At 55.7% G+C, this 20,731-nt stretch carries 16 protein-coding genes and 3 pseudogenes; 11 read left to right on the top strand and 8 right to left on the bottom strand.

All coding sequences use genetic code 11. The features are described 5' to 3' along the window. Nucleotides 1–120: 120 nt before the first annotated feature. Nucleotides 121–2,628 carry a GcvT family protein gene (locus ACR0EL_RS19220; protein WP_480501637.1) on the top strand — a complete coding sequence of 836 codons (2,508 nt, stop codon included), beginning with the start codon at nt 121–123 and terminating at the stop codon, nt 2,626–2,628. Nucleotides 2,629–2,894: 266 nt separating this feature from the next. Here ACR0EL_RS19220 and ACR0EL_RS19225 read toward each other — a convergent pair whose 3' ends face one another. Together ACR0EL_RS19225 and ACR0EL_RS19230 are read right to left on the bottom strand one after the other, a co-directional pair. Then, on the bottom strand, nt 2,895–3,548 hold the full coding sequence (locus ACR0EL_RS19225; RefSeq protein ID WP_480501638.1) for a DUF938 domain-containing protein: 654 nt from the start codon (nt 3,546–3,548) through the stop codon (nt 2,895–2,897). Then, a complete protein-coding gene (locus tag ACR0EL_RS19230) occupies nt 3,545–4,612 on the bottom strand; it encodes an NAD(P)/FAD-dependent oxidoreductase (RefSeq protein ID WP_480501639.1) in 1,068 nt (355 codons plus the stop codon). Before ACR0EL_RS19230 ends, ACR0EL_RS19225 begins: the two co-directional genes overlap by 4 nt. Nucleotides 4,613–4,774: 162 nt before the next feature. On the opposite strand from ACR0EL_RS19230, the gene ACR0EL_RS19235 reads away from it, so the two are divergent. After that, the gene (locus tag ACR0EL_RS19235; RefSeq protein ID WP_480501640.1) at nt 4,775–5,197 is read left to right on the top strand and encodes a hypothetical protein; all 423 of its coding nucleotides are present in this window, start codon (nt 4,775–4,777) and stop codon (nt 5,195–5,197) included. A gap of 3 nt (nt 5,198–5,200) precedes the next feature. Then, on the top strand, nt 5,201–6,433 hold the full coding sequence (locus tag ACR0EL_RS19240) for an HlyD family secretion protein (protein ID WP_480501641.1): 1,233 nt from the start codon (nt 5,201–5,203) through the stop codon (nt 6,431–6,433). Between the two features lie 135 nt (nt 6,434–6,568). On the opposite strand, the gene ACR0EL_RS19245 is transcribed toward ACR0EL_RS19240, so the two are convergent. Together ACR0EL_RS19245 and ACR0EL_RS19250 are read right to left on the bottom strand one after the other, a co-directional pair. After that, the gene (locus ACR0EL_RS19245) at nt 6,569–6,805 is read right to left on the bottom strand and encodes a hypothetical protein (protein WP_480501642.1); all 237 of its coding nucleotides are present in this window, start codon (nt 6,803–6,805) and stop codon (nt 6,569–6,571) included. A gap of 192 nt (nt 6,806–6,997) precedes the next feature. Further along, a complete protein-coding gene (locus tag ACR0EL_RS19250) occupies nt 6,998–7,567 on the bottom strand; it encodes a hypothetical protein (protein WP_480501643.1) in 570 nt (189 codons plus the stop codon). 326 nt (nt 7,568–7,893) lie between these two features. Between ACR0EL_RS19250 and ACR0EL_RS19255 the strand changes: the two genes are divergently transcribed. From ACR0EL_RS19255 to ACR0EL_RS19270, 4 genes and pseudogenes are all read left to right on the top strand, one after another. Continuing rightward, nucleotides 7,894–8,376 (top strand): hypothetical protein, encoded by a 483-nt coding sequence (locus tag ACR0EL_RS19255; RefSeq protein WP_353011578.1) that lies wholly within the window; start codon nt 7,894–7,896, stop codon nt 8,374–8,376. Between the two features lie 76 nt (nt 8,377–8,452). Continuing rightward, entirely contained in the window at nt 8,453–9,592 is a 1,140-nt protein-coding gene (locus ACR0EL_RS19260) for an efflux RND transporter periplasmic adaptor subunit (RefSeq protein ID WP_480501644.1), read from the top strand. An 8-nt stretch (nt 9,593–9,600) separates the two neighbouring features. Further along, the gene (locus ACR0EL_RS19265; RefSeq protein WP_480501645.1) at nt 9,601–12,720 is read left to right on the top strand and encodes an efflux RND transporter permease subunit; all 3,120 of its coding nucleotides are present in this window, start codon (nt 9,601–9,603) and stop codon (nt 12,718–12,720) included. Between the two features lie 127 nt (nt 12,721–12,847). Then, nucleotides 12,848–13,645: pseudogene (locus ACR0EL_RS19270) on the top strand (IS5 family transposase). 55 nt (nt 13,646–13,700) lie between these two features. Here the strand turns inward: ACR0EL_RS19270 and ACR0EL_RS19275 are convergent. The 3 genes from ACR0EL_RS19275 to ACR0EL_RS19285 are packed head-to-tail and all read right to left on the bottom strand — an operon-like array spanning nt 13,701 to nt 17,105. Further along, the gene (locus tag ACR0EL_RS19275) at nt 13,701–15,221 is read right to left on the bottom strand and encodes an ABC transporter transmembrane domain-containing protein (protein WP_480501646.1); all 1,521 of its coding nucleotides are present in this window, start codon (nt 15,219–15,221) and stop codon (nt 13,701–13,703) included. Beyond that, complete coding sequence (locus tag ACR0EL_RS19280) at nt 15,218–16,264, bottom strand: P-loop NTPase family protein (protein ID WP_480501647.1); 1,047 nt, start codon at nt 16,262–16,264, stop codon at nt 15,218–15,220. The genes ACR0EL_RS19275 and ACR0EL_RS19280 overlap by 4 nt, the downstream gene beginning before the upstream one ends. A gap of 25 nt (nt 16,265–16,289) precedes the next feature. Further along, a complete protein-coding gene (locus tag ACR0EL_RS19285; protein WP_480501648.1) occupies nt 16,290–17,105 on the bottom strand; it encodes an alpha/beta fold hydrolase in 816 nt (271 codons plus the stop codon). A 211-nt stretch (nt 17,106–17,316) separates the two neighbouring features. On the opposite strand from ACR0EL_RS19285, the gene ACR0EL_RS19290 reads away from it, so the two are divergent. After that, a complete protein-coding gene (locus tag ACR0EL_RS19290) occupies nt 17,317–17,823 on the top strand; it encodes an RNA polymerase sigma factor (RefSeq protein WP_480501649.1) in 507 nt (168 codons plus the stop codon). Further along, the gene (locus ACR0EL_RS19295) at nt 17,820–18,563 is read left to right on the top strand and encodes an anti-sigma factor family protein (RefSeq protein WP_480501650.1); all 744 of its coding nucleotides are present in this window, start codon (nt 17,820–17,822) and stop codon (nt 18,561–18,563) included. The genes ACR0EL_RS19290 and ACR0EL_RS19295 overlap by 4 nt, the downstream gene beginning before the upstream one ends. Nucleotides 18,564–18,572: 9 nt before the next feature. Here the strand turns inward: ACR0EL_RS19295 and ACR0EL_RS19300 are convergent, their stop codons facing one another. Beyond that, nucleotides 18,573–19,877: a S8 family serine peptidase gene (locus tag ACR0EL_RS19300; protein WP_480501651.1), complete on the bottom strand. Its 1,305-nt coding sequence runs from the start codon at nt 19,875–19,877 to the stop codon at nt 18,573–18,575. Nucleotides 19,878–20,254: 377 nt separating this feature from the next. Here ACR0EL_RS19300 and ACR0EL_RS19305 point away from each other — a divergent pair. After that, nucleotides 20,255–20,575, top strand: a pseudogene (locus ACR0EL_RS19305) (transposase); the annotation flags it as partial. A 64-nt stretch (nt 20,576–20,639) separates the two neighbouring features. After that, nucleotides 20,640–20,731, top strand: a pseudogene (locus ACR0EL_RS19310) (IS5/IS1182 family transposase); the annotation flags it as partial.

The raw sequence follows: 20,731 nt of genomic DNA on the forward strand, positions 1-20,731 counted from the left end.
TTTCGACCTTGAATTGATCTGCGGGTCGTTTTTTTCTTATCACCGGTCGGATGAATGTCGCGCTGCCCCCCTGAACTGCGCCATATGGTGTCAACTGAATTCAAGGGGAGACGCCCGGTTATGAAAACCCAAGTCAAAGCACTGGTTGTTGGCGGCGGCGCCGTTGGGACCTCGATCGCCTATCACCTGGCCAAAGCAGGCTGGGACGATGTCATGCTGATCGAACGGGACGAGCTGACCTCGGGCTCGACTTGGCACGCGGCTGGCCTGCTGCCGCTGTTCAACATGTCCTATGCGACGACCCACATCCACAAATACTCGGTCGATTTCTACAAGACGCTTGAGGAAGAGACCGGCCTGAACGCCGGCTTCGCTGTGGTTGGCAACCTGCGCATGGCGCAGACGCAGGAGCGTATGGATGAATATATGCTCTATGCCTCGACCGCCGAGACCTGCGATGTCGCCTATGAATGGCTAACCCCCGGGCAGATCAAGGAACGCTGGCCGCTGATCGAAACTTCGGATCTGAAAGGTGCGATTTATCACACTGAAGATGGCTACATTAACCCGGCCGACGTGACTCAGGCCATGGCCAAGGGTGCCCGTCAGCGCGGCGTGGACATCGTGCGCAAGATGCAAGCCGACGCCTTCCACTGGAACGGCACCCACTGGGAAGTCACGTGCACCAAAATGGTCGAGAAGGGCGGTAACCTCATTCCTTCGGACGAGCAGGTGGTTATCACCGCTGAGCATGTCGTGACCGCATCGGGCAACCACGCGCAACGCACCGCCAAGATGCTGGGCATCAAGATGCCCGCGATCCCGGTCGAGCATACCTTCATCGTCATGGACAAAGACCCCGAACTGGTCAAATGGCGTGAAGCGGGCAACCCGGAGCACCCCGTTGTCCGTGACGCCGACAATGAATCCTACGCGCGCGAAGAACGCGGCGGCTGGATTCTGGGTATCTACGAACATGGCGCACCCGCGCAATTCGAACATGGTGTGCCGGACAGCTTCCGTGCAGACCTGTTCCCGCTGGATCTGGACCGGATCGCGGACCAGTACATGGCGATGGCCGAACGCGTACCGTCTTGCGCCGAATCCGGTCTGAAGGACGATTTCAATGGTCCGATCTGCTACACGCCCGACGGCAACCCTCTGGTTGGTCCGGCTCCGGGTCTGCGCAACATGTGGCTGGCCGAGGGTTTCTCGTTTGGTATCACTGCCGCAGGCGGTACCGGATACTATCTGGCGCAGATGATGGTCGATGGCGAAGCCGAGATCGACATGGCCTCGCTGGACCCCAAACGCTACAGCAGCAACTGGATGACCACCGAATTCGCGGCGCGCAAGAACGAAGAGTGCTATGAGCACGTCTATATCCTGCACCACCCGGATGAAGAGCGTGAGGCCTGCCGTCCGCTGCGTACCGTTCCGGCCTATGACCGTCAGAAAGCGCGTGGCGCACAGTTTGGTTGGGTGAATGGCTGGGAACGTCCGAACTACTTTGGACCACTGGACGCGCGGGATAATTTCGACAAGGAAAGCCGTTCGTTCCGCCGTGGTGGCTGGTGGCAATATGCCGTCGAAGAAGCCAAAGCAGTCCGTGAAGGCGTTGGCCTGATCGATGCGTCGGCCTTCACCAAGCATGTCGTCAAAGGCCCCGGTGCCACCCAGTTCCTGGATTGGTTCACCTGCAACAAGTTGCCCAAGGTCGGACGCATCAACCTGACCTATGCGCTGACCTCGCACGGCACCACCCGCACCGAATACACCATCGTCCGCAATGGCGAGAATAATTACTACATCGTCTCTGCCGGTGCGTGGACCGAGTATGACGCCGACTACCTGCGCAAGGCGGCCGAGGACAAGATGGAGGAGTTCGGTTACATCGAGATCCAAGACGTGACCACTCAGTGGGGCGTTTTCGCCATCGCCGGGCCCAAGTCGCGTGACGTGCTGAAAGAGGTCATCAAAGACGCCGATCCGGAAACCGCTCTGTCCAACAAACGCTTCCCGTGGCTGTCGGCGCGTCAGATCGAACTGGGTATGTGCCCGGTTAATGCGATCCGCGTGGCCTATACCGGTGAGCTGGGTTGGGAATTGCACCACCCGATCGAAATGCAGAACTACCTATTCGACCTGCTGGAAAAGGCGGGTGAGAAGCACGGTATGAAGCTGGTCGGCGCGCGCGCCCAGAACTGGTTGCGGCAGGAGAAATCCTATCGCGCCTTCGGTACCGAACTGGGACGCGATGCGACCCCGTTGGAAGCCGACCTGCCGCGCTTTGTCGATCTGTCGAAAGACTTCTATGGCAAAGCCAAGCTGGAAGAGACCGGCGTACGCGTGAAATGCTGCACCCTGCTGATCGACGGACCAGACGACGCCGATCCGTGGGGCCGCGAAGCACTGTACACACCTGAAGGTGAGCGCGTGGGTCGTTTGACCTCGGGTGGTTACTCGGTCGCGTTCGAGAAATCCATCGGTATGGGTTATGTGACGCCTGAACTGGCGGTCGAAGGCACCAAGCTGCAGGTCAAGATGCAGGACAAGCTGTGGGATGCGGTCGTGACCTGTGACAGCCCCTATGACCCGAAGAACGAAACCATCCGCAAGGACAGCTGAGCGGTCGAAGAAGAATGGGGCGCCTTCAGCGCCCCATGCCTCCGGCGGAGGTATTTTTGAACAGAAGAAGCGGGGGGGTGGCCAAGATCCAGCCCCCCTTTGTTAATTTCAGGGGGGCCTTCTCCTGTTGCGGTCATCGGCGCCGCCGCCTGTACCGCAGAGTGAGCTTCACCGATCAGAGTTAACGATCCGTTACTTCTTCTGTTCAAAAATACCTCCGCCGGAGGCAAGCCTGCGTCAGCAGGCTTTCAGGCCGATCTACTTGATCATTCGGCCTGTTTTTGAGCGACAAAAGCCAGGTTATTGGCGGGCATTTCTGTCACTTCGATCAGGTTCAGGCCGCTCACCGCAAGCAAGCGCTCGATATCGGTGTCGTTTTTGTACCCAACCTCGGGGTCCTGCTGAACAAGCGCTTCGTGAAACCGTTTGTCTCCATCGCTTGTCAGCATGCCATCCCGCATAAAGGGGCCGTAGAGAATAAACCTGCCGTTTGATGAGAGCGTCTTGGCTGTCTCAGAGACAAGCGTCACGGTTTCTTCCCAACTGATTAGGTGCAGCAGGTTGATCGAAACGATCAGGTCCTTTGGCCTAAATTGCTGATGCCATCCGGAGCTGGCCGCGTCCAAATGTTGGGCGGGCTGAATGTTCGGTTGATCACTGGCATAGGCATCTATGCTCTGACGCCGTTCCGCGTCGATCTCTGTCGGCTGCCATGACAGCTGAGGTAGCTTCTGCGCAAACGCGCGTACATGCTGACCCGTGCCGCTGGCGATCTCCATGGCCCGGCCTTGCGGCGGTGCCCAACGCGAAACCAGCTCACATAGGACGGCAGCGTTGCGACTGGCAGCGGGTGCAACCAGCTTGCCATCGGTTGATGGCGCGGCGACGCTGGCATTGGGGGGTGGTGTACGTTTGCTCATTTGCGCAGCCGATCCGGTGTTAGCATGTCGATAATCGCCTGCTCGAACGCGGGTCTGTTTCCAACAACAAGTTCGGCCACAAACTCAGACGCGCCTGGCGCGCTTTGGAAACCGTATCCGCCTTGTCCGGCGCACCAGATAAAAGACCTGTCCTGCGGATCAGGACCCAGCACCAAAGTTCCATCCGGTGAAAAACTACGCAGCCCGGCCCAGTTTGTTTCAACCCGCGTCACCGGTTCGCTGACCATCTCTTCATAGCGGGCCAAGCCCTCGGCCAGCACCATATCGTCGGCATAGGCATCATGCGGGGCAACCAGGTCGGCATCTGCCGGAGATACAAGCAACTTCCCCGCATCCGGTTTGGCATACCAAGTCTCACCAGCACCAATCATCATAGGCCAATCTGAAATGACATGTCCGCCCGGCGCTGGTATGCGTGCCATTGATCTGCGGCGGGGTTGCAGGCCGATTGGCGCTATCCCGGCCAGTTGTGCGACCTCGTCCGCCCAGGCACCGGCCGCGTTGATCACGTGTCGTGCTCCAAAAACATCCCGCGCTTCGACCTGCCAGTTGTTGGCTTTGGTGATCGCAGTCACCGAGGATTTAGTGTGAACAACCCCGCCATTCCTGCGAATGGTTTGCGCAAAATCCTGCAGGAGGCGGTCGGTGTCGATGTCAAAGGCATCGTGGCTGATCCCAGCATAGCCCAGCCGCTTGGGATGCAGGATCGGGATCAATCTGCGCGCATGGCCAACCGATATCTCTTGCATATCCAGGCTGTTGAGGTCTGCCTTGAACATATCGTGCTGATCGGTGCTTGCGACCAGCATCAAGCCGCGTTTTTGCAGATAGCCGCCATCCTGAAGAAACTGACTGCCTGCCTGGTTTAACGCGACCACTGATCGGGGACCGTAGTTTTCCTCGAACAAAGCTGCGGATCGACCTGAGGCGTGATAGCCCAGCCCGTCTTCAGCTTCGAGCACAGTAACCGATCCATGCGCGGACAGTCTTGCACCAGCGCTCAGCCCGGCGATCCCGCCGCCGATGACGAGGAAATCAATCATGCTCTGCTTTCTAACAAAAGCGGGATCATTGCGGGCTTGGGGGAATTCATGGGCACTCCTTAAGTTCCAACGCGTCTCGTTGTCAGTTCCATGGACTATAAGCAGCCTTGAATTTGTGCTTCAACCCGGTCAAAGAAGTATCAAAATGAAAAGGAGGGCACAGTGACTGCAGCGGATCTTCATCCAATGGCCACAGGGCATATCCCCCGATATGTCGTCGCAGCTGACGGGAGCGACTATCTGTTCTCTGCCATGGTCGTGTTCTTTGTGATCATCGTGGTGCTGATTGGCGTGGGGTATCTGACTCTGCATTCGGTTCCGGAAAAAATGGCGCATGAAAACAACCACCCTCAGTTCCAGTTGGTTGGTATTCTGGCGCTGCTTGCACTTTTCACGCATAACGGGTTGTTCTGGATCGCGGCCATTTTGGTTGCAGGGTTCCAGTTCCCGGATTTTGCAACGCCGATGAAGAACATCGCAGATGCCATCCGGTCTTTGGGCCGGTCACCGGTGCCGGACGCTGTGCCCGAAGCTGTGCAACCCGAAGCACCCGTTGCAGAATCCATCGAAACGCGGGAGCAGTAGGCAATGATCGAAACAATGCTTTGCGCCCTGATCACGGTGCTGCCTGATTATCTGTTCCGTCGCTTTGTGCAAGGCAAACGCATCGGGCATGAAATCACCCTGTTCACCATGTGGTACGAACTGCGCTGGGGCTTGACCACCTGCGCCATTCTCGCCCTGACAGTGATTACTACGCTATTCTACTTTCATCCGGCCAGTTCCAATGCCGCTTCCTACTTCCGGACGGTTACCATCCTGCCGCAACTGGGCGGTCGTGTGGCAGAAGTTTACGTGCGCAACAATGAACTGGTGACTGCGGGTCAGCCGATTTTCCGGATCGAGGATTTCACTCAGCAAGCTCAGGTTCAGTCGGCGCATGCGCAAGTGGCTCAGGTCCAGGCCTCGCTTAAGGTGGCAGAAACCGACCTGGCAGAAGCCGATGCAGGTATTGCCGGGGCCCGCGCGGCGCTGGCGCAATCGCTGGAAGATCTTGAGCGCAACACCACGCTGCGCGACGAAGGCTCAAGCGCGGTTCGATTGGCCGAGATTGAGCGGTTAGAAAATCTCGTGGCCGAGCGCGAAGCGCAGGTAACAGCAGCCCAATCCAAGCGGGCAGCAGTTGTTCAACAAATCGAAGAACTGATCCCGGCCCAACTTGCCAGCGCAAATGCGCAGTTGGATGCCGCGATGACGGAACTGGACAAGACCGTGATCAACGCCGGTGTCACCGGGCGGGTCGAACAGTTTGGGTTGCAGGTGGGGGATTATGTCAGCCCGCTGTTGCGACCCGCAGGTATTCTCGTGCCGTCCCATTCCGGGCATGATCGGTTTCAGGCCGCATTCAACCAGCTATCCGCGCAGGTTATCAAACCGGGCATGATCGGAGAGCTGGGGTGCATGACCAAGCCCTTCACGGTGATCCCCACCGTTGTGGTTGAAGTTCAGGACGTTATCCCCTCAGGTCAAATCAGACCTTCGGATGAGCTGCGCGATGTGCAGAACAACAAGGTTCCCGGGTCCATACTGGTCTATATGGAGCCGCTTTACAAAGGCATGGCCGACGACATTCCGCCAGGCAGCAACTGTCTGGCGAATGTCTACACGGACAATCATGAGCGGCTTGAGAACGAAGACCTCGGGTTCTGGGAAGGCGCGTTTTTGCATGTCGTCGACACTATTGGTGTGGTGCATGCGGCGGGGCTGCGCCTGCGATTGATCCTGATGCCGGTCAACACCCTGGTTCTGACAGGGCACTGAGCCTAGTCCAGCCCCGGATCGCCGGTTACTAAGGACCCCAAATCGGCCCAGCCTTTGAAGAAGTAAGCAGGGCTGGAGTCGATCACGATGTAGCCTGTCGGTCAGAGATTGTACATTGGGGCCTTCCAGAACCGTCTAGCTGAAACTGATGTTCTCATCCGACTGTTTGGGGTCGGTCAACTCGACATTGATCGAAACGGGTTTCCCATCTGACTGCCCAACAAGTGCCGCGTTCGGTGGATCGTCAGCAAAGCTGTCCTGACCTTCTGCCCAAGCCTTCAACAGGTCAGCACTGGGAACAGCCGCCGCAATACGATGGCGTCGATCCGTGTTTGCATCCGCATCTTCCAGCGTCAGCGTGCCATCCGCCATAGTTGCCGTGCCGACCTGTTGAACAAACAAAAAGGTCTAGGCGTCGGGTTTTTCGTCAGCCGGCGCTGATAATGGAATGGCAGCTATTGTGAACACAATCAATGAGGATCGAAGAGAATAGTTCATTGGTTTCATCACCTTGTTGCAATTTTATTGAAAGATCGCTGGATTCATACAGTGAATCCCATAAGCCTAGTCGGGGTTCAACGAATCGCCCTTATACCCAAAATCCGCCAAGGGATTAGCCACTGTCAGCAGCGGAGTACCGTTCTGACCAGTAGCATCGTCACCTACACCTATAACAGTATCTAGATCTCCCCACCAAGTTTCATCTATGACCACATAACTCTTCTCAATTTTAACGGCCTCCTGACCCTCCAAAATGACGTAGTTAAACGTAAGATTGCCATCGGCCAATTGGGGATTGGTGATCTCCACAATCAATGACGTTGCTTTGCCGTCAACTTCTCCGATAATTACAGCATTGGGCGGGTCTTCAGCAAAGTCATCGTTGCCCTTGTTCCATATCTCGATCAGGCTTGCGGTAGGAATGGCCAGGGTTGCCCGCATTGGGCGATCTGAAAAGGCAATCATATGTTTGTCGATACCTTCGAGTGTCAGCGTTCCATCCGATAGTGTTGCAGATGTTGCGTGCTGAACGAACAGCGCCTTCGCCTCGCTTTCAGCCGACTCTGCAATGGCATAGGTCGCCATGCTGGCTAGTGCCGAAACCAAAACGGTGCCTTTGAGTAACGTGTTCATGGCTTTCCCTTCTCTGGATATCAATTTGTTTGATCCGGATCCATCAACTCTCTGTTGTATCGACACGCGATCGAGCTGTGTGTTTCTGTTCCATACTTCGTCAGTAAATGACACTTTACAAGCCGGTATTAACAAATCTTAACTTAGCGCAAAGGCAGAGATGAATTACTGGAGGGTAGAGACATTTTCAGCTGGGCGTTGCTCTAGAAGGCTTAAGGTGCTTACACTTTGGTTAACAACCTGAAATTGCGTTGTGCGCCCTGTAAAGAACAATCTGACGCTTTGACGTCGATCAGAAACAGACACTGAACTGCAGGAGATAAAAGGTGAAAAAACTTCTATTGTCATTTGTTGGAGTAGGCGCGTTGACTGCGTCTGTGGCGCTGGCCGACGACACCGTGCAGAAAAATTATCTGTTCGTTGAATCGGCGGACAAGGTCGAGCTGGTGGATGGCAAGCTTGTCCTGCACGGCGTGGATGATCAGGTGTCTGTCTTTGCAGACCGTCCCTATCGTGATGCGGGCGTTATCTCGATGGCTCACTTCCTAGATGTATGGACGTTTGGTGACGACAGCTTTGAGGCGGACCCACCAAATGCCGCACTGTCGGGTGAAATCGATGGTAAATCTCATGTCGTCATCGTCGAGATTTCCGCGCCCAAGGTAAACGGTGATAAACTCGAATATGCCTACAAAGTCATCGAAGGCGAAGACATCGGAACTATGGACAACGCAGTGATGTTCATCGATGGGTGGTGGAGTGAGTCTTATACTGGTCCCTTTGGCGGCTTGCCGGGAACGGGGGGGTGAACCCATAGCAGACGCCCGAATGGTGGCAGGTCAAATTTGCGTTGCGCCGCTGCAACCCGATGTGAATAGTGGTTGAATGAAAACTCATCTACGAAGTGTCGCGAACCACACGAAGCAAGCTGCCCGAGGTCTTCTGGCGCTTGCTTTCGTCGGCACTACAAGTTCTGCATTTGCTCAATCGCAAACCTCTGCGCCGCCGCCGAGCGTGGTGGTTGCCACAGCAAAACTTGAGGATCTACAAAAACAGGATGAGTTTGTGGGCCGGGTCGTCGCTGATCAAAGTGTCGACCTTCAGGCCAGAGTGGATGGCGTTCTGCAGGAGGTCAACTTCACCGAAGGTGGGTCTGTCAAAAAGGGCGATGTGCTGTTCCGCATTGAGAAAAGGAAATATGCGGCGGGTGTCGATAGCGCTCAGGCTGCTTTGAAAAGCGCTCAGGCTTCTGCACTGAGCGCCAAAACGGAACTCGACCGGCAACAGACACTTTTTGACAAAGGCGATGCTCCCAAATCCGTTCTGGACACAGCCAAGGCGACGTTTGATGAGGCTCAGGCCTCAGTGGATGAAGCACAGGCCGAACTTGAAATCGCGCAAATCAATCTGGACTATACAGAGATCGTTAGCCCTCTGGACGGGCGGATCGGGTTGTCAGTTGTCGACGAAGGCAACATCGTAGACTCTGACAGTGGTGTTCTGGCAACCGTCGCAAGCGTTGATCCCATGCTTGTTAGCTTTTTTGTCAGTGAGCCCGTATTGCTGCGCGAACGACGCAATGGATCGATCTCGCCCCAGGGCATCAAACTGGCGACACAGATCACTCTGGCCGACGGTCAGACCTACGATACGGAAGGCAAAGTGATCTATGTGGGCGACAGCGTCAGCCAAGACACCGATACTATCGAGCTAAGGGCAACATTCTCTAATCCTGACGGATTTCTTATTCCTGGTCAGTTTGTCATCGTCACGCTCAGTGGCTCGGATGACACCAAAGTTTTGACCGTGCCACGCAATGCGGTTCAGTTCGACAAGCAAGGCCATTTTGTATTCTCGGTGGATGACAAAAACACCGTTCACCGAAAAGATATTGAAATCGGCACTCAGACCGCGACCAGAGCCCAAGTGAATTCTGGCCTGAAAGATGGTGATCGGGTGGTCGTTCAGGGGCTGCAGAAAATTCACGACGGATTGGTCGTGCAACCTGTCGATAGTCAGAGTTAGGTCTTGGCTTGATCTCTCACTATTTCATCAATCGCCCGCATTTTGCCGCCGTCGTTGCGATTTTGATGGTACTTTTTGGGGCGGTCTGCGTCCGGCTCATGCCGATCTCGGAATATCCGAACATTACACCACCGCAGATATATGTGACCGCGACCTACCCGGGCGCAGATGCGCAAGTCATTCAAGAATCCGTGGCCACGCCCATTGAAGAACGCGTGAATGGGATCGACGGCATGTTGTACATGCAGTCCACAAGTTCGAATGATGGCAGCTATGAACTGAGTGTTTCGTTCGACTTGGGAACAGACCCCAATGTTGCGGCGGTGGAGGTGCAAAACCGCATTGCCCTGGCCAGCGCTGAATTGCCATCCGTTGTGCAACAGCAAGGTATCGAGGTTACCAAACAATCCGGAAACATGATCCTGGTGATCAACCTGACATCGCCTGATGGGTCGCGGGATGAGTTGTACCTCAGCAATTACGCAGCCGACTTTTTGCACGATCCTTTGCAGCGTCTACCGGGGGTCGGTGGTGTATCTCAGTTCGGCCAGTTGGAATACAGCATGCGGGTGTGGATCAACCCTGTTCGCATGGCCGCGCTGAATATCACCGCCTCAGAGATTGCGGATGCGATTGAAAGCCAAAACGTTGTAGCAGCCGCTGGACAAGTCGGGGCCCCGCCATTTGGCGATGCCCGCACGGATTTTCAATTCAAGCTTAGAGCCGAAGGTTTGCTGCGGGATGCAGAAGAATTTGGTCGGATCATCATTTCTACAAGCGACGACGGATCGATCACCCGACTGGAGGATGTGGCACGGATTGAGCTTGGTTCAGCAACCTACGCTGGGTCCTCTCAATTGAACGGCAAGGATACGGCGGCGATTGCGGTGCATCAGGAAAGCACGGCCAACGCGCTGGAGATTTCAGACAGCATTCACAACTTGATGGGCGAGCTTTCAAAGAAGTTTCCCGAAGGGGTCTCATATGAGATCACGTATGACGTAACGGATGCCGTCCGTGTTTCAATCGAAGACCTTCTGAAAACCCTGGCGTTGACTGCAGGTTTGGTGATCGCGGTCACGTTTTTCTTTCTGGCCAGCTTCCGAGCGACCATCGTTCCCGCAATTGCGATCCCTGTCTCACTATTGGGTGCAATCGCATTGATCTATGCGATTGGGTTCAGTGCAAACATGATCACACTGTTTGCTTTGGTTCTAGCTATCACTCTGGTGGTTGATGATGCGATCATCATCATCGAAAACGCCGAACGGATCATGACCGATGAGGGGCTTGAGCCGCGCGACGCGACGCTCAAGGCGATGTCACAGGTTAATCGTCCGATCATCGCGACCACTTTTGTGCTGGCAGCCGTTTTCGTTCCGGTGTGTTTCTTTCCCGGAGTGACCGGGACGATCTACTACCAATTCGCAGCGACGATCATCTTCGCTTTTGTGCTGTCCGCCGTGAATGCGCTGACCCTGGCCCCAGTGCTTTGCGCCATGGTGTTGAGATCGGGTGTGAAGCCGATTGGTCCGTTGCGGTTTGTGCCCGCGGCAGTGTCTTGGATTAGACAGCAGTATATGTGGCTTGTGTCACTAATGCTGCGATACATCGTTGTCTCTTTGCTTGTCTTTGTCGCTTGTGTCGGTTCCACCATTTATTTGTTTAAAACCGTTCCAACCGGCTTGATCCCGCAAGAGGACAACGGTGTTTTGTTGGCGGCCATGGCACTGCCGGATGGGGCCTCGCTTCAACGGACCCAGGCTTTTATGTCTAAAGCTGGCGAGGTGATTCAAAAGGCGCCCGGCGTGGAGACCGTTACAACCGTGTCCGGTGCCAGCATGCTGACGGGTGTTCGCTCCAATGCCGGTATGGCGATCATCACGCTCCAACCATGGGACAAACGCACCAGCCCGGATTTGCATTGGGATGCGATCATGCAGGATCTGGATCGGCAACTGGCCATTTTGCCCGAGGCACAAAGCTACGTATTTCCCTTTCCAACCATCCACGGGCTTGGATCGACGGGTGGCATCTCGGTCGAGCTTTTGGATCTTGAACAGGGAGACGGTGCGCAATTGGATTCCGTCATGAATGCATTCGTTACAGCTCTGAATGCCGCGCCGGAATTCGTTCGCGCCAATGGCAGCTTTTCGGGTCAGACTCCACAATACCGCTTGTCCGTCGATCGGGATCGCGCCGAAACGCTGGGCGTAAGCGTCTCGGACATCTTCACCGCATTGCAAGCCAATCTAAGCACCTTCTTCGTGGACAACTTCATCCTGTCAGAGCGGGTCTATTGGGTCGTCATTTCTGCTGATGCACAGTTTCGGCAAACGCTGGATGATGTGGACAACATCTACGTCAAAAACAGCGCTGGTGAGTCTCTGCCCTTACGAAACTTTGTGAGCAGCGAACCGGTTCTCGCACCGGATGCAATCCCGCGATATAACCTGTTCACAGCCGCCTCTGTCAGCGCACAGTTGGCAGACGGTGTCAGCTCGGGCGCGGGCATCCAAGCCATGCAAGAGATCGCTGACAAAACGCTGCCGGACGGGTTTCGGATCGAATGGTCTGGTGTGACCCAGCAAGAGGTCAAGTCTCAGGACATGGTGCCTTACATCATGCTGTCAGCGCTGATTTTGGCCTACCTGTTTCTAGTGGTGTTATACGAGAGCTGGATACTGCCGCTGTCGATTATCAGCTCAGCCATATTTGCATTGCTGGGCGCGCTAATACCCATCGCCTATTTCCCGTTTCTCACCAGCAACATTTTCGCGCAGATTGGCATGGTGTTGCTGATCGGATTGGCCGCCAAAAAGGCGATTATGGTGGTCGAGTTCGCCAATCAGGAAAGGCAAACGGGGGTTAGCATCCGCGAAGCAACTTTGAAGGCGGCAGAAATCCGGTTTCGCCCGGTCACGATGACCGGATTGTGTTTCATAGTGGGCGTCTTGCCGTTGGTATTGTCCAGCGGGGCCGGCGCTGCAGCACGTTTGTCCATTGGTTACCCGGTTCTTTTCGGCATGGTGCTGGACAGTACACTAGGTCTCTTGATGATCCCTGTTCTGTTCGCGACGTTTCAGTCGCTCAAAGAATATTTGATTGAGGCCGCTAAACCACGATAGCTTTCTTTGCCATTTCACTGACGCTGTGTTCCAATGTAGCGAAAGTTCAATCTAGAATCCGTTTGCGAACGCGTCGTATAGTGGTTGCTGCGTTGCACAATAGTTCCTGCGCTAGGGTCAGGATGCATTGCTTCCTGCCGCGCCGCATGATTCACGGCTCCGAAAACGGGGCGGTGATAAAGGCGATCTTTTCTGGCTAAGCGACGAGCAGTTGGCCAAGCTTTCCCCGTTCTTCCCTAAGTCGCACGGCAGGCCACAGGTTGATGATAGAAGGGTACTGAGTGGGATTATCTTCTTCAATCGCAATGGATTGCGATGGAGAGACACGCCTGAGGCGTACGGACCGCACAAGACGCTCTTCAGCCGGTGGAAACGTTGGAGCGAGAAAGGCATCTTCGCCCAGGTGATGGTGTGCCCGGCTGCCGAACACGGCGACGAAAAGACCGTGATGATCGATGCGACCTATCTGAACGCACACCGTATTGTGACCAGCATGGCCGTAAAAAAGGGGGGGGTAGCCCAATTGGTCGAACCAAGGGCGGCATGAACACCAGACTGCATGCTATCTGCGACAGCCAGGGGCGGCCGCTCAGCCTCTTCGTCACCGCTGGTCAGGTCAGTAACTACATCGGCGCGGGCGTCTTTCAGCAGTATCCCACAAGTCGACTGGCTACTTGGGGATCGCGGCTATGACGCCGACTGGTTTCGAGAAGCGGTAAAAGAAAAAGGGATACGCGCCTGCATCTCCGCCCGTGAGCAACGCAAGACCCCGGTCAATTACGATAGTGCAGGTACAAACGCCTCAACCGTATCGAGATTATGTTCCGCATCCCCAAGGGACTGGAGACGCATCGCAACCCGATATGACCGCTGTCCCAAAGTACTTCTTTCTGCCATAGCGCTCGCAGCAACAGTCACCTATTGATTATGAATCCTGACCCTACAGAAAGACAGACAACAGGCCCCTTATTGAAAATAAATCAGGGAGTTACGACACTATTGTGGTCATCAAACTCATGGCAAGAAGTGAGTTTCGTAGCCAATTGCCAAGACGAGTGTGACCTTAAAGTGCTGCATGGAGCATTGACAGCAAGTATTAAGCTGGGTTTCTGAAGAATGAGCCTAAGACAAGAAACAGAAATTCTCTGATTAACAGTTAGATTTGATCCGCGCTCCGTCAGTTTGAAATCCAAGCCACCAATTTCTTGAACGACCTCGTGCAGCGCTACACTCTCAGCGACTTTCATGATTTTCTCGTCAGATGGTCGTTTCTTTAGACCTAAGGTCAATGCCCGACGCAGACTACCTTTCAGGATCAAGGGCTGGTGAGTGAGAACGCCGACGGATCGGCGCAAGCTTCCGGGTGTCAGTTCGAAAATGTCTTTGCCGTCCAGTTTTAACGACACAACTCCAAGCGATGCGTTGCCAAGCAGTGCGATTTCAATTTGATCCATTAACGTGCTGGAAATGACGGCCTGTGCCCCTGGGGGTATTTTCAACGCGGGACCATGCGTGGTATTGATCTCAACAGATACGGGTTCTGTGCGCAGATGAGCTTTTGTGCTTCGGGATGCCGCCAACGGGCGGTTCAAAGCCCGTGACAGATTGTCGTAGGCTACACGGTATTTCGCGGCATGATCGCTGGACGTCATCGCATTGCGCAAAGGCCGAATCATCAGCCCCAGAGCAGCCAAGCCGGCCGCGATTGTTCCCGCAGACAGGCCACCAGTTCCGCCGATCACCATGATCAAGCTCGCAGCGATCGCGGCAGAGAACTCTGGCACGGTCTTTCGGACCTCGCTCAGACCCCGGCGCGCGCAGGCCGTATCGGCCACGCGATCGGCCCGGCGGTCCAGCGACTTCATCTCGATGTTGCGCCGTCCCAGTGCAGATAGCCTTGGCGCTATAGGCAGGCGCTCGGTGACATCCGCTGCCAGCTGCGCCCGCAGTTTTCGCAATTGGCGGTGTGCGTCCAGAAGTTTGCGTTGGGTAAACGCCGCCCAAAGTGCTGAGGGCAAGATCGCGCAGATCGCCACCCAGACAAACCGCTCGTCAAGATAAATCAGCACAGCCGTCGCTGCGGGCAACAGGATCGTAGCCTGAATAAGTCGGGGCAAGCCGAGGCCGGGCCAATCCTGAAGTGCCGACAGGTCTCCGGTAAAGCGCAGGACATGGTAGCCCATGCGCCTTTGGTCCAGATCGCGTTGATCGCTGCGGCTTGCGTGATCGAACAGCCTCAGACGGACATCTTTGGCGTAGTTCTGGCCCAACCGTTCCGCGAGTGCCCGAAAGACCAGTTGCATCAGTGCGCCGCACAGCCCCGCCACGCCGATGACTGCAATCGGAAGAACGGGCAGGTCCGATCCGGCATGCAAGGCGACAAAGACCGTGCGCGTTGCAACGGCCACCACTGCAAGAGCGGTGGCCTGAGTGAGGGTCGCAAACAGAATCCAGATAAACAGGCGACGTCTTTGACCCTCAAGCAGTCCCGGGGGGGTCATGCGGCGTGCCGGGTCCGCTCAATCCCGGCGCGTGCGGCCAATGTGTTTGCATATGCCGGATCAAGAAGCTGACTGCGTGTCAGGACCTGAACACCCGTGGCGGTTTGTGCCTCTTCGACCGCCATGGGCGAACATGACAGCATCCCTGTCAGTGCGATCGGGCGAATTCCGTTTCGGCCCAGCTCGGCTACGCCCCCTGCGGCTGCGACCGGATCGGCGCAGGCAAACAGGTACTTCGAGAACCGGTCGCGAACGGAGGCGTCCGCCAGCAGGGCGGCTGTTTCGCGCTGAAAGATGCCATCCGCCAGCTCCATCACCGCGATATCGCAGCCGAGGGATTCTGACTCGCCCAGAAGAGTATCAATGCCCGCAACGATGCGCGGCATGGGTTCCAGATAGGTCGTGACCATGCCTGCGTCGGTAAAATCGGCCACAAAGGACGCACCGGCATCGACAAAGGAGTTGTAGTCTCCAAACGCGCCGGTCCCGGTGCCTTTCAGCACGGCCACTTGCCACCCGGCCTTGGTCAGACCATGGGCCAGGGCCGCTGTTGCGGTTGTCTTGCCCGAGTTCATCGCGGTGCCAACCACACAGATCACGGGGATCTGGGCCGGTCTTGTGCGCCTGGGCAGGGCGAAATCAATGGTGTTCAAAACAGCGCCGTCTTTTGATGTGATCCGCCCCAACGGCTGAATACGGGTCGGGGGCTTAATACGCTCATTGCGATGTATCATACGCCCAAGACAGCCTCCGCCTGCGAGCATGTCGCTGCCCTTTTTGTCGATCTCAGCCAGCCCTTCGAATTGATCGGGCGCGTATCGCGCGCCGCAGGGCAGTACAACAAGATCACCCGGATACAGGGTCGAAGATCGCCCCGCGGGTAGCTGAATACGTCGATGGTTGCCAATGGATGTGACGCGACCAAGTATCAGGTCCCCCGGTTGCGATCGCGCAAAATCCTGACGTAACCCTTTAGCCAGGTTTTGATCTATGCGTCTGGTCGCAAAACACCATTTCGCGCTCATGAAGTGATGGTTTCCCACAGTTAATCTCCTGTTTTCTAAAGATTCAAGATTCGCAGACAAGTTTCGTTAATCCGGCTTCGGCGCAGTCGGCGAAGCTGTGCGCGCAATTGGGAATTTCCGTCAGTGACAGATCAGGGACGATCCCCCGCGCCTCTGCGCCGGCGCGAAAGGCCTTGCAATAATGCCGTGCACGCGCCAGCCGGTTACGGCCTTGTGAATCGTCGACATCCTGCCCTTTTCGAAGGGCATCATCCCGATGATGATCCTCGGTGCCCACGTAGACCCGAAGCTTCAGTTCAAGGTAATTCCGCAACTGGTTATGGGCCAGCGCAGGAAAGTTCATCTTCAGAGGCTTTTCGGCCGCAGCCAAACCCATGGGAAAGGGTTGCGTGAAGTCCGGCAAGCAATACCAACCAGCAGCAGCAATATGCAGACTGGCCACCCGTTGCGGATAAAGCATCGCAAATCGGTGCGCGAGTTGCGCGCCGCCGGAATACCCGAACAAGTCGACCTTGTTTGTTTTCGCAACGCCCATTTGCTCAACTAGCGCGAGCATTGCAAGAAGCGAACGATCCGGTCGATAGCCGCCAACGCGCTGAAAATGGGGCCAATGCTCTTTTGAGAACAGGGGCGTGATCAGAACCTGCCCCTTGGCCTCACAATGGGTGCCGAAAGCTTTGGCAATCCCAGCCGCATTCCGCGAAATCCCGTGCAGCGCCAACAGAGGCGGAGTGTCAGGGGCAGGGATACTCGGGATGTGCACATCGGCGGACAGTGTGCGCCGTCCTAGCCTGACCGAAAATCTGGTAGCCATCATCGGTCCGTTGACAGGGGGAACATCCATTGCGGTATCGAACATCATTTCAGCTCCTGATTGTTTGTTGTCTTGCTGGGACAACGAAGTCGGTTGAAATCTATTCCAACTTTTTCGAGATATTTATTTCGGGTTCCGTCAGAAAGCGCTGCATCGGTTTCGAACGATGCAAGTCTTCATTTTTTCTTCGATCATGTGGAATAGTTCTTTTTACCATCCGTTGTCATAGGACGTGACGCGAAACAGGAGAGACGGCATGACGGATCGGTTCCGCAAAGATCTGGTAGCGCTGGTGCCGAAATTGCGCCGGTTTGCGCTTTCACTGGCGGGTAATCAACCGGACGCCGATGATTTGGTGCAGTCGGCCTGTGTGAAAGCGTTAAAGAATGCCGCCCAGTTTCGTGAAGGTACGCGTATGGACAGCTGGATGTACCGAATTATCCAAACTCTCTGGATTGATGACCGCCGGCGCGCCAAGACGCGAGGGCATCCGCTGGACCCCGAACTGGCAGGTCTGAGCGATGAAGGTCGCTCAGCGCGTCTGCCCGAGGATCGGATGATGCTCGAGATGGCAAGAAGCGCTATGGGTGCGTTGCCCGAAAAACAACGCGTTGTGCTGTCTCTCGTCGCGATCGAAGGGTTGAGCTACAAAGAGGTAGCAAATGTACTCGAGGTGCCCGTTGGCACGGTGATGAGCCGTTTGTCACGGGCCAGAGACGCTCTGCTGCCGCAGTTGGGGATGACGAAAGGGCCGATGCAATGAGTGCAAAAACTACAATGGACCCGTCCCGTCTTGCAGCTTTTGCGGATGGGGAGCTTTCACCCGAAGAAGCCGCAGCTGTTGTCATGCATTTGGCGGATCATCCTGAGGATCAGGCCTATGTCGACAATCTCGTGGCCACAAACGAAGCCCTTTTGCAGGCATTCAGCGATCCACTGGATGAGCCCGTGCCCCGAGAGATCAAGAATGTCATCGAGGGTGAGACGCAGACAGCCAAGATCATACATTTTCGTAAACGACCCGCTGTGTGGATAAGCACCGCCGTCGCGGCGACGTTGGCATTTGCCGTGATTACCGTTCCCGATCTGCTTCAGCCGGTCGCTGGACCCAACTTGGCCTTAGGGCCGATCGACAGCGGCTCGAACCTAGCAGCGGCATTGAACCAGCTGCCGTCCGGCGTGCCCGAGCCGTCAGGGCTGGATCAGGAGTTGATGATCCTCGCGACGTTGCCGATTTCAGACGGCTTTTGCCGGGAGTTTGAAATCATCAACCGCGCAGAGCAACGCATCGACCTCGGCATTGCATGCATAACCAACGACAACTGGGTGGTGGAAGTGACGATGTCAGAACCGCTGTCCGCGTCAGGTACCGACGATGGGTTTGTCACGGCAAGCGGTGCTGAAGTGCAGGGGTTGATGCCGTTTCTGGATCGGCTGGGGGCAGGTAACTCACTCGCGCCTGCCGCTGAGGCGGACCTGATCACAAACGGCTGGATCCGCTAAGGTTCTTTGCTAGCACAGCGTAGCAGCATTCAGCAGCCCATGACCAAACACGTCGTCGACCCCGGGCGCGCCCAGGTCTTGTGCGGCGTTTCTCAGACGCTCGCGCACCTGATCCGGCGATAACGTTCCGTCTTGCGACAGCATGATCGCGACCGCCGCAGTGACAAAGGGAACTGCAAAAGATGTTCCCGATTTTAGGCGCGCGCCACGAATGGATGTTGCTGACAGCATGTTGACGCCCGGTGCGGTTATATCGATATGAGGCCCGCGCTGCGCTTTCCGGTAGATACGTGCGCGCGCATCCACGGCTGTCACGGCAAGTACTGTGTCAAAGGCTGCGGGATATCTCGGCTCGCCGGACGGGCCTTCATTGCCCGCCGCCGCAACCAGAACGATCCCATCTTGTTCCACCATCTGATTGACGATGTCCTCCAAAAGACTGTTGCTGGGGCCGGTCAGAGACAGGTTGACGACGCGTACGCCACGAGCTTTCAACGCATCTAACCCACGCAACACCGAGATTACGTCAGCGCGTTCATCCGATCCATTTCGCGCAAACGCATCCACCGCTATGACTTCTGCACCATGAATCAGTCCGGGAACCCGGCTGTCCGGATCACCGATCAAAAGCGATGCAACTGCGGTCCCGTGGATGGCTTTGGAAGACGAAAGGCTTTGATCGGCAAGTTGAATCAGCTCTAGCTGCGCACCCGCCATGATTTCGTGTTCAGCATTTATCCCGGTATCGATCATCCCCACTGGAACCCGTACAGGGCAGGTCGCCTGAACGTAGTCAGCACTTGGCCATTTGATCATCTCCCAGGCCGGGCAGTTTTCATGCAAACAAGCGTCTGATGACGCAACGTGTGTTTCGCTTTGTTCAGAGCGGTAGTAGTGATTGAAATCAGCCGTACCACCAGAAGGCAGTGAGCGAACGCGATCTCGGGCGGCATCCAGATCCAGCCCGCTGGGTGTGGTCAGCCGAGTCAAGACTCGATCAGAAGCTTCAAGGGCCTCCGTTTCGGAAATCTCAAAACCCTCAGACAGAAGCTGTTCCAGGTCTTCGGCGGATGCATCTGCGACAACTATTTCAAATGGAGCCTGCGCGGGGAGTAAAACGGGTGTTGGCGTCACCACCGGTTGTTGCGGCTCTCGGTTCGTTAACCTCCTGATTAGGTTTTCGAATGGGTTGTCACCGAAGGAATTCTGCCCGTTTTCGGCACCGTTTCCACGTCGACTATTCCCATCGTCGTCTCTGTCATCATCGTCATCATCATCATCGTCATCCGCCCAAGCGACGGACAGGAATGACACTTGCCACTCCGTTGGTAATGCAAGGTGTAGAGGCAACATCAAGATGAGTACTAAGCCGACCTTAGAAAACTGCTTCGCTAACTTTTTCATCTGAGTATCCAATACAACTTTGGGTGACCTAAGAAAACAACGCTGAGCATCGGGGTTTATTCCATATCTTTGAGCAACGTGGCCATGACAATCTGCGGGTTCGGCGCATGTTGCAGTGCCCATTGGCTCTGGGCGCCGATAAGCACGCACTCTTGACGCGCAGAAACTCGCGTCGATCCTAGTGGAGTTGATCCGTTTGACAGTGTCTGACGTCAGCACCAATGGGACAGTTTAGGTCGATTTGATAAGAGAGGGTTTTTTCTCATCGCAACCGCCAAGAAGTGGAGATGAGAAAGAAACCCGGAACCAAGCAGAGCCACGGTGAGAAGGTCGTAAAAGACATCCGCCGCGCGACCCGCAAACAGTATTCCGCAGAAGAGAAGATCCGGATCGTTCTGGATGGCCTAAAAGGCGAGGACAGCATTGCAGAGCTGTGCCGCCGCGAAGGGATTGCACAAAGCCTGTATTATAACTGGTCCAAGGAATTCCTTGAGGCGGGTAAGAAGCGGCTGGCGGGTGACACGGCACGTGCCGCTACCTCGACCGAGGTCAAAGACCTGCGTCGTGAAGCCCGCGATCTGAAGGAAGTTGTGGCGGAACAGGCCCTAGGGTCAGGACCCATTGATTTCCGCTTGGCTGCGTGATTCACGGTCGGAAAGCCGAGCGGTGACCGTGTCTGATCTTTTCTGGCTAACGGACACGCAAATGGCGCGTCTTGAGCCTTTCTTCCCGAAGTCTCACGGTAAGCCTCGCGTCGATGATCG

It is taken from the genome of Ruegeria sp. AH12 (assembly GCF_056541465.1).